Origin of the sequence: Pseudomonas sp. GD03858, assembly GCF_029840925.1 — a bacterium.
Lineage (GTDB): Bacteria > Pseudomonadota > Gammaproteobacteria > Pseudomonadales > Pseudomonadaceae > Aquipseudomonas.
Map to the genome: position 1 here is coordinate 24,641 of NZ_JAOCDM010000049.1, position 9,575 is coordinate 34,215.

The window sequence follows — 9,575 nt, forward strand, 5'->3', positions numbered from 1 at the left end:
AGGCAAAACGCGGCTGTGGCATCCCGGCCCTGACGATAGAAGCGTCAGGATGCGGGAGCCAAGGTTCAGCTACTGGTATGGGGGCGGGAGCATTCCGGCGAGCGTGAAGGAATTACCTTACGTATCGCCCGGTCGTGTCACCGTCCCGCCGCAAACCGCTGCGGCGGGACGATCACGGCCGTTACTTGTCCACGCTGACCCCGTAGAAGGAGTTCAGGCCGAAGGGGCTGATCTTGAAGTCCTTAACCTTCGTGCTCATGGGCTGATACACGGTGGAGTGGGCGATGGGGGTCATCGGCACCTGCTCCTTGAGGAGGTGTTGCGCCTGCTTGTACAGCTCGGTGCGCTTGGCCTGGTCGGAGGTCGCCTTGGCTTGCTTGATCAGGTCGTCGTAGGGCTTGTAGCACCATTTGGAGAAGTTGTTGCCGTCCATCGCGTCGCAGCCGAACAGCGTGCCCAGCCAGTTGTCCGGGTCACCATTGTCGCCGCTCCAGCCAATCAGCATGGCGCCATGCTCGCCGCCCTTGGAGCGCTTGATGTACTCACCCCATTCGTAGCTGACGATCTTGGCGTTGATGCCGATCTTCTTCCAGTCGGACTGGAGCATCTCGGCCATCAGCTTGGCGTTGGGGTTGTAGGGGCGCTGCACCGGCATGGCCCAGAGGGTGATCTCGGTGCCTTCCTTGATGCCGGCTTCCTTGAGCAGTTGCTTGGCTTTCTCCGGATCGTACTTGGCGTCCTTGATGGTGGTGTCATAGGACCACTGGGTTGGCGGCATGGCATTGACGGCCAGCTGGCCCGCGCCCTGATAGACCGATTCGATGATCTGCGGCTTGTTGACGGCCATGTCCAGCGCCTGGCGGACCTTGAGCTGGGACAGTGGGTTGGCGTCGTTGCTGCCCTTGACCTTGTCCATCACGTTGTAGGCGATGTAGCCGAGGTTGAAACCGGCCTGGTCGGGCATCTGCAGGTTCTTGTCCGCCTTCAGCGGCGCGATGTCGGCCGGGCGCGGGAACAGGGTGACCTGGCACTCGTTCTTCTTGAGTTTCTGCATGCGCACCGAGGCGTCGGTAGTGATGGCGAAGATCAGGTTGTCGATCTTCACGTCCTCGGGGTTCCAGTAGTCCTTGTTACCCTTGAAACGGATCTGCGCGTCTTTCTGGTACTTGCTGAACACGAACGGGCCGGTGCCGATCGGCTTCTGGTTGATATCGGCTGGCTTGCCCTGCTTGAGCAGCTGGTCGGCGTATTCGGCGGACTGGATCGAGGCGAAGCTCATGGCCAGGTTCTGGATGAACGCGGCATCGACCTCGTTGAGGGTGAACTTCACGGTGTGGTCATCGACCTTCTCGACCTTGGCGATGTTCTTGTCCATGCCCATGTCGGTGAAGTACGGGAATTCGGTGGGGTAGGCTTTGCGGAAGGGGTGGTTCTTGTCGAGCATGCGGTTGAAGGTGAACAGCACGTCGTCGGCGTTGAACGCTCGGGTGGGCTTGAAGTAATCGGTGGTATGGAACTTCACGCCTTCGCGCAGGTGGAAGGTATAGGTCTTACCGTCGTCAGAAATGTCCCACTTGGTGGCCAAGCCTGGAATCACTGCGGTGCCGCCGCGCTCGAACTGGCTCAGGCGGTTGAACATGGTTTCGGCGGAGGCGTCGAAGTCGGTTCCGGTGGTGTACTGGCCAGGGTCGAAACCGGCCGGGCTGCCTTCGGAGCAGAACACCAGGTTGGTCGCGGCGTGGGCGAGCGGTGAGCCGGCCAGCAAGCCTGCGCTTACCAGGAACGGAATGACTGCGTGTTTGAGCATGGTGGCCTCATTTTTGTCATTTTTCGAATTGAGGCGGCCTCGTGAGCCGACCTGCGGATACTTATGCAGGGGGTGTTCCCAATGCAACACTCAGCAGGATGGTTGACGCCAAAAAAGTGGGACGGACGTACATGGATGTCGCATCCGTATAACTTTGGCGAATGTTGATCGTTTGCGAAGGCAAAGAGAGCGAAATTTTCAGGATATTTCGCACTTTATGTGACAAGCAGATGCACCCAATTGGTGCGTAGGAAGGGTCTGAAACGGCTGTCCGAGACGGTTTTGACCATCTCGGACATTCAAGCGGGTGCCTCAGGGCACCTGCACCTCGATCAGACCGTCGGCGCTCATGCTGACTTCGCTGGTGCCGGCTTCGATATCGGGTGCTGGCGCGGCTTCGTCGGCAGCCCCCTTGGCCATCATCGCCATGGGTGCATTGCGCAGGTACGGACGCGGGTAGCCACTGCTGTTGAGGTTCAGGCTGACCACTTTGTAGCCTTTGCCGCCGAGGGCCTCGGTGGCCAGCTGGGCGCGGGCCTTGAATGCGGCGACGGCGTCCTTGAGCAGTTCATCCTCGTTGGACTTGCGGGTTGCCGGGGCGATGGAGAAGTCCATGCCGCCCATCTTCAGGTCCTGCAGCAGTTCCCCGGTGAGCTTGGACAGGGCCGGGAAGTCGGCGCTTTCCAGGCGCAGCTCGGCGCGTTCGCGCCAGCCGGTGATCTTCTGGCCCTTGGTGTCGTAGATGGGGTAGCTGTTGCGGCTGCCCTGGCTGATCTTCACGTCCTTGACCTGGCGTGCCTGCTGCACGGCCTTGTTCATGGTCTCGGTGATCTCTTTGGCGAGCTTGCCCGGATCGGTGTTCTGCGCTTCGCTGTACAGCGTCACGACCATCAGGTCGCGTGCCACTTCCTTGCTGACTTCGGCGCGCAGCGAAACCTGGTTGTAGCGCGGCTCGTCGGCCGCCAGGGCGGGCAGGCTGGCGAGCATGCCGCAGGACAGGGCAACGGCGGCGGCACCGCGACGGGGAATGTGCATGGTGGAGCTCCTTGGCAGTGAAGGGCGTGGCATCGAGTCCACGCATGGCCGATCAGACCGGAAACAGTTTAGGCAGTTCAAAGCTGCAAGCCACAAGCTGCAAGAAAGTATGTGAGCTTTTTCAGGACAGTTTCCAGCAAGCTGCAATCGAGTAGATGAGCCTGAAACATCGAGGTCAGCTTGCGGCTCGTAGCTCAAAGCTTGAAGCTGCTCCTGTGGCGCTTTGCCGCATCGCTGCAGCGAGGCGCCCGGCTTCGGTATACTCCAGCCGATTTTCCTGGAGCACTCATTGGGAGAGCTCATGCTCGCCGCCGTACATCCGTTGTCCGCCACACGTCAGAACCTCTGGCGCCTGACCTTCATCCGTATCCTCGTCCTGGCGGCCCAGGCCGGCTCCGTTGGCGTTGCCTACTGGACCGAGCTGCTGCCGCTGCCGTGGTTCTCGCTGGCGGCGACGCTGGCCCTGTCGTCGCTGCTCTGTGCCTTCACCGCCTTGCGCCTGCGCCTGTCGCTGCCGGTCACCGAGCTCGAGTACGCCTTGCAGCTGGCCTGCGACCTGCTGATCCACAGCGCCCTGCTTTATTACTCGGGCGGCTCGACCAACCCCTTCGTCTCCTATTACCTGGTGCCGCTGGCGATCGCCGCGGTCACCTTGCCGTGGATCTACTCGCTGGTGCTCTCGGGCATCGCGCTGGTGGCCTATAGCCTGCTGCTGGTGCAGTACTATCCGCTGGAAACGCTGCCGCTGGCGCGCGACACCATGCAGGTCTACGGCATGTGGCTGAGCATTGCCCTGGCCGCGGCGGTGATCACCTTCTTTGCCGCGCGCATGGCCGAGGAGCTGCGGCGTCAGGAGAACCTGCGCGCCGAACGCCGTGAGGAAAGCCTGCGCGACGAGCAGTTGCTGGCCGTGGCTACCCAGGCGGCGGGCGCTGCGCATGAGCTGGGCACGCCGTTGGCGACCATGAGCGTGCTGCTCAACGAAATGCGCCAGGATCACGCCGATCCGTTGCTGCAGGAGGATCTGCAGATCCTTCAGGACCAGGTCAAGCTGTGCAAGGAAACCCTGCAGCAGCTGGTGCGCGCCGCCGAGGCCAATCGGCGCCTGGCGATCGTCGAGCAGGATGTCACCGTGTGGCTCGACGAGGCGCTCAACCGCTGGCACTTGATGCGCCCGGAAGCCAGTTACCGCTTCCAGCGCCTGCGCGATGGCGTGGTGCCGCGCCTGACGCCGCCGCCGGACCTGACCCAGGCGCTGCTGAACCTGTTGAACAATGCCGCCGACGCCTGCCCGGACGACCTGCAGGTGCGTCTGGATTGGGACGCCCAGGACATCGTCATCAGCATCCACGACCATGGCCCTGGCGTGCCGCCGGCCATCGCCGAGGCGATCGGCAAACCTTTCATTACCACCAAGGGCAAAGGCTTCGGCCTGGGCCTGTTCTTGAGCAAGGCCAGCGTGACGCGTGCGGGCGGTTCGGTGAAACTCTATAGTCATGAGCAGGGTGGCACCCTGACCGAATTGCGCCTGCCCCATGGCAAGCGAGGAGATGCATGATGAGCGAAGAAAACCAGGTCGAAGGCGAAGAGCTGCCGCACCTGCTGCTGGTGGACGACGACGCCACTTTCACTCGGGTTATGGCTCGGGCCATGGCCCGTCGCGGGTTCCGTGTCAGCACCGCGAGTTCGGCGGAAGAGGGCCTGAAGCTGGCCGAGCAGGACCTGCCGGACTACGCGACGCTGGACCTGAAGATGGAAGGCGACTCGGGCCTGGTGCTGCTGCCCAAGCTGCTGGAGCTGGACCCGGAGATGCGGGTGGTGATCCTGACTGGCTATTCGAGCATCGCCACGGCGGTCGAGGCCGTCAAGCGCGGGGCCTGCAACTACCTGTGCAAGCCGGCGGACGCTGATGACGTGCTGGCGGCGCTGCTCTCGGAGCACACCGACCTGGATACCCTGGTGCCGGAAAACCCGATGTCGGTGGATCGCCTGCAGTGGGAGCACATCCAGCGCGTGCTGGGTGAGCACGAAGGCAACATCTCCGCCACGGCGCGGGCGTTGGGTATGCACCGGCGCACGCTGCAGCGCAAGTTGCAGAAGCGCCCGGTACGGCGCTAGGCAAGCATCGCGTGGCAAGCCCGCTCCGACAGTCTGAACTCAGATTGTGGGAGCGGGCTTGCCCCGCGATGGCGTTCTGCAGCGTTAAACGGTTTTCAACCCAGAGCGGTCAACCCGCACCGCCAGTTGTCCAGCCCCCGATGGCGCCTCGAACGCCACCTGTCCCCCTGCCGGCACTTTCGCCCGGCCAATCACCTTGCCGGCCCGCAGCAATTCCAGCGGCATGCCTTCCATCGACTGGCCCGAAGCCAGTTCCAACTTGATCCTGATTGTCATCGGTGACCTCCTTGTCACGCGTTGCGATCGATATAGAGCGTGGTCTTGCCGTCCAGGCTGGCGATCAGTTCCGGTGAGCCGCCGCGGAACTGGCGGAACAGGTTGCGAGCGCGTTGTTTGCCGTCCGCCAGCACCTGCACGCTGGGGTGGAACTGGTCGGTCAGTTCGGCATAGGCGCTCCACGGGCCGATGTACGACTCGTTGAGCTGGTCGGTGACGCTGAAGGCGTAGCGCACCGCGTTGCCCCGCTGCCAGTTCAGGCCATCGGGCTCGCGGCGCTCCCAGCCGGTGATCGCTGGCGAGGTAGCCGGGGCATCGATGAAGCCGGTGGGCTTGTTCGGCTTGTAGTCCTTGAGCAGCAGGTAGGTGCTCCAGCCCCACCAGTCGCCGATACGGTTGCGGTCGTTGAGGTCATTGACGTCCTTGCGCCGCAGCACGGTCTTGCCGTCCTGGAAGTACAGCGGGGCGAAGTTGCCCGGCACCAGGTCCTGCTCGGTGGCCCGCAGGTCGGGCGCCAGGCGCAGCGCCGCGAAGTCCTTCACCGCTGGCGCGCGACCCTCGGCGAAGGCCTGGAACACTTCATCGGCCGAACGCTGCACGGCGCGGCCGACCTGGCGGCGGTTGGCCACGTCGACGCTATCGAAGTAGCGCTTGTCGCCGTAGGCGCGCCATTGCTCGCCCTCGGCATTGCGCACGGCCAGGCCGTACTTGCTGTCCTCGTCATGCATGAAGCGCGAGATCAGCGAGCCGACATCGCTTGGTGTGACGGTGTCGGCCAGTGCCTTGCGCGGCACCCGCAGGTGACCGGCGGAGAACAGGTCGGTGAGGAAGTGGTCGGCGAAGGCGTTCATCGCGTAGGCCATTTGCAGGTCGCGTTCCTCGCCGCTGGCGCGGGCCTTCAGCGCCTGCTGCAGGGCCGCGGCGTGGCCGGCCTGGTAGGCCAGTAGCGCCCAGGGCCCGAAGTGGTCCCAGTTGCTCGCGGCCAGCTTCAGGTAGCGGCCCAGGGGGAACAGGTCGGAGGCGAAGCTGCCGCCGCCGGTGATGCGGTTCCAGCGTGCCGACAGACTGTCGCCCAGCGCGTCATAGGCCTCGTGTGGCTGGCGGCCATCCTTGATGGCCTGGTTGGCGGCGGCGATTTCCTCCTGCATCACCGCCAGGATCTGCTCGGCCTCCGCCTTGGCCGCCGGCAGGCGGGCGAGGGAGTCGAAGGCCAGGCCGAAGCGCGCGATCCGCTCGGCGTCGTTGGCGCCATCGGCGATGGGGCGGTCCGGCAGGCCGTAGAAATCCCCCCCGAGGGCGATCACCTGGCCGTAGGTCAGGGTCAGGCCGTTGGGCAGTGGCAGGGGGGACTGGTGAGCGGGGATACCGGGTTGGCCCACTTCATAGCGCAGCAGGGTGTTGTCACCGATGGCTGTGTGTTCTCCGCCTTCGAAGAACAGTTCAGGTCCTTTGCTCGGCTTGCCGTTGGCCGGTGGCGCGGCGAAACGATGGTACTTGAGGGTGTGATGCCCGTGCATGACCAGCACCAGGTGGCTGTCGGGGCCGGGCAGGGCGACGCCCTGTTCGTCGAAGAGCTGGTCGAGGTCGGCGACCACCAGCGTGGCCTGGGCCTTCGAGGCCGCAGGCATTGTTTGCATTCCTGACATGATTTGCTCCTTGCAATGTCGGGATAATCCATTTTTAACTGTATGCATATACAGTATTTGTCATCATAATCAGGAAATTTCCTACGTCAAGGTCTCTTTGTGCTGGCAACTGGCACCTGTGGCGGGCGCAAGCCCCCGGCAGTCACGTATGATTGCCCCCTAACGGCAATTCTCAGGATCGCGTTGCATGCTCGCCCTTCTCATCCAGACACTGAACATCACGGCTCCGGTATTCGCCATGCTGTTCATGGGCGTGCTGCTCAAGCGCATCCGTTTGATCGACGACAACTTCGTCCGGGTCGCCTCCAAGCTGGTGTTCAACGTGTGCATGCCGGCGCTGCTGTTCCTCGGCATCTATCACGCCGACCTGGCGGCGGCGGTGAAGCCTGGGGTGATCCTCTACTTCGTGCTCGCGACCCTGGCGTGCTTCGGCCTGGCCTGGGGCCTGGCGATCTGGCGCTGCCCGCGGGCGGATCGCGGCGTCTATACCCAAGGCGCGTTTCGCGGCAACAACGGCGTGATCGGCCTGGCCCTGGCGGCCAGCCTGTATGGCGACTACGGTATTTCCCTCGGCGCGGTGCTGGCCGGGCTGGTGATCCTCATGTACAACTCGCTGTCGGCGGTGGTGCTGGCGGTGTACAGCCCGGACCTGAAGTCCGATCCGTGGAGCATTTGCAAGAGCATTCTCAGCAATCCGCTGATCATCAGCGTGCTGCTAGCCACGCCGATGGCCTACGGCCAGGTACCGCTGCCCAACTGGCTGCTGACGTCCGGCGACTACCTGGCGCAGATGACCCTGCCACTGGCGCTGATCTGTATCGGTGGCACGCTGTCGCTGGCGGCGCTGCGCGACAGCGGCAGGCTGGCTGTCGACGTCAGCCTGGCGAAGATGGTCTGGCTGCCGCTGCTGGGCACGCTGGGCGCCTGGCTCTGCGGTTTTCGCGGTGCCGAACTGGGCATCCTCTTCCTCTACATCGGCAGCCCCACCGCAGCGGCGAGCTATGTGATGGCGCGCGAGGCCAACGGCAACCATGAGTTGGCGGCGTCGATCATCGTGATCACTACACTGATGGCGGCGATCACCACCAACATCGGGATTTTCTTCTTGCAATGGGGTGGATGGATCTAGTCCATTGCGAGCAAAACCAATAACACTGCCTCACCTAAAGGACACTTCATGCAAGACCAGAGCACGCCCGAGCGCTTGCAGCGCGGGCTGAAGAATCGCCATATCCAGCTGATCGCGCTGGGTGGCGCCATCGGCACCGGGCTGTTCCTGGGCATCGCCCAGACCATCCAGCTGGCCGGCCCCTCGGTACTGCTGGGCTATGCCATCGCTGGCCTGATGGCCTTCCTGATCATGCGCCAGCTGGGCGAGATGGTGGTCGAAGAGCCGGTCGCCGGCAGCTTCAGCCATTTCGCCCACCAGTACTGGAGCGAGTTCGCCGGTTTCGTCTCGGGCTGGAACTACTGGGTGGTGTACGTGCTGGTGGGCATGGCCGAGCTCACAGCGGTGGGTATCTACGTGCAGTACTGGTGGCCGGAATTTCCGACCTGGGCCACGGCGGCGATCTTCTTCGTGGTGATCAACGCCATCAACCTGACCCAGGTGAAGGTGTATGGCGAAATGGAGTTCTGGTTCGCCCTGGTCAAGGTGGTGGCGATCGTCAGCATGATCGGTTTCGGCGCCTGGTTGCTGACCAGTGGTCACGGCGGGCCGGATGCCAGCGTCGCCAACCTGTGGCAGTACGGTGGTTTCTTCCCCAATGGCGTGACCGGATTGATCATGGCCCTGGCGGTGATCATGTTCTCCTTCGGTGGCCTGGAGCTGGTGGGCATCACCGCTGCCGAGGCGGCCAACCCGCGTGAGAGCATTCCGAAGGCGACCAACCAGGTGGTCTATCGCATCCTGATCTTCTATATCGGTGCGCTGGCGGTGTTGCTGTCGCTGTACCCATGGCAGAAAGTGGTGCAGGGCGGTAGCCCGTTCGTGATGATCTTCCACGAGCTGGACAGCGATTTGGTGGCCACGATCCTCAACGTCGTGGTGCTGACCGCCGCGCTGTCGGTCTACAACAGTTGCGTGTACGCCAACAGCCGTATGCTGTTCGGCCTGGCCACGCAGGGTGACGCGCCGCGTCAGCTGCTCAAGGTCAGCCGTCGTGGCGTGCCGCTCGCCGCGCTGGGCGTGTCGGCGTTCGCCACCGGTCTGTGCGTGGTGATCAACTACCTGATGCCGGGCGAGGCCTTCGGTTTGTTGATGGCCCTGGCGGTGTCGGCGCTGGTGATCAACTGGGCGAGCATCAGTATCACTCACTTGAAGTTCCGCAAGGCCAAGCTGGCTGCTGGCATCCAGCCGTTCTATCGCAGCCTGGGGCACCCGCTGACCAACTATCTGTGTCTGGCGTTCATTGTGTTGATTCTGGTGGTGATGTACCTGACGCCGCCGATTCGCATTTCGGTGATGTTGATTCCGGCGTGGATTGCGGTGTTATGGGTGGCGTTCCGAATCAAGAAGGCGCGTCAGGCTTGATTTGATTTATTACGGTTCCAGGATGCCGATGTCTGGTGTCTTGGAACCGTGTAGGTTGGAGCTCTCGATCGCGGGCCTGTTTAGTCGACGCATTGCCAACTGTCTAACAATCAAATTCATATTTCTTGATCTTGATCTTGCTTCTAAGCGCGCGATAGTT

The 9,575-nt window shown here is 62.9% G+C and carries 8 protein-coding genes; 4 read left to right on the forward strand and 4 right to left on the reverse strand.

Features of this window, described 5'->3' with window-relative positions:
• Window positions 1-181: 181 nt before the first annotated feature.
• Both N5D48_RS14430 and N5D48_RS14435 read right to left on the reverse strand, forming a co-directional pair.
• On the reverse strand, window positions 182-1,807 hold the full coding sequence (locus N5D48_RS14430) for an ABC transporter substrate-binding protein (protein ID WP_279885321.1): 1,626 nt from the start codon (window positions 1,805-1,807) through the stop codon (window positions 182-184).
• A 312-nt stretch (window positions 1,808-2,119) separates the two neighbouring features.
• Window positions 2,120-2,842 (reverse strand): SIMPL domain-containing protein, encoded by a 723-nt coding sequence (locus N5D48_RS14435; protein WP_279885323.1) that lies wholly within the window; start codon window positions 2,840-2,842, stop codon window positions 2,120-2,122.
• Window positions 2,843-3,143: 301 nt separating this feature from the next.
• Between N5D48_RS14435 and N5D48_RS14440 the strand changes: the two genes are divergently transcribed.
• Complete coding sequence (locus N5D48_RS14440; protein ID WP_279885324.1) at window positions 3,144-4,400, forward strand: ATP-binding protein; 1,257 nt, start codon at window positions 3,144-3,146, stop codon at window positions 4,398-4,400.
• Window positions 4,400-4,960, forward strand: coding sequence for a response regulator transcription factor (locus N5D48_RS14445; protein WP_044487744.1), 561 nt, complete (start codon window positions 4,400-4,402; stop codon window positions 4,958-4,960). Before N5D48_RS14440 ends, N5D48_RS14445 begins: the two co-directional genes overlap by 1 nt.
• An 84-nt stretch (window positions 4,961-5,044) precedes the next feature.
• Here the strand turns inward: N5D48_RS14445 and N5D48_RS14450 are convergent, their stop codons facing one another.
• Both N5D48_RS14450 and N5D48_RS14455 read right to left on the reverse strand, forming a co-directional pair.
• Window positions 5,045-5,236 (reverse strand): hypothetical protein, encoded by a 192-nt coding sequence (locus N5D48_RS14450; protein ID WP_279885330.1) that lies wholly within the window; start codon window positions 5,234-5,236, stop codon window positions 5,045-5,047.
• 14 nt (window positions 5,237-5,250) lie between these two features.
• Window positions 5,251-6,882 carry a phospholipase gene (locus tag N5D48_RS14455; RefSeq protein WP_279885333.1) on the reverse strand — a complete coding sequence of 544 codons (1,632 nt, stop codon included), beginning with the start codon at window positions 6,880-6,882 and terminating at the stop codon, window positions 5,251-5,253.
• A 187-nt stretch (window positions 6,883-7,069) separates the two neighbouring features.
• On the opposite strand from N5D48_RS14455, the gene N5D48_RS14460 reads away from it, so the two are divergent.
• Together N5D48_RS14460 and N5D48_RS14465 are read left to right on the forward strand one after the other, a co-directional pair.
• Window positions 7,070-8,011: an AEC family transporter gene (locus N5D48_RS14460; protein ID WP_279885336.1), complete on the forward strand. Its 942-nt coding sequence runs from the start codon at window positions 7,070-7,072 to the stop codon at window positions 8,009-8,011.
• Window positions 8,012-8,059: 48 nt separating this feature from the next.
• Window positions 8,060-9,415: an amino acid permease gene (locus tag N5D48_RS14465; RefSeq protein WP_279885338.1), complete on the forward strand. Its 1,356-nt coding sequence runs from the start codon at window positions 8,060-8,062 to the stop codon at window positions 9,413-9,415.
• Window positions 9,416-9,575: the final 160 nt, after the last annotated feature.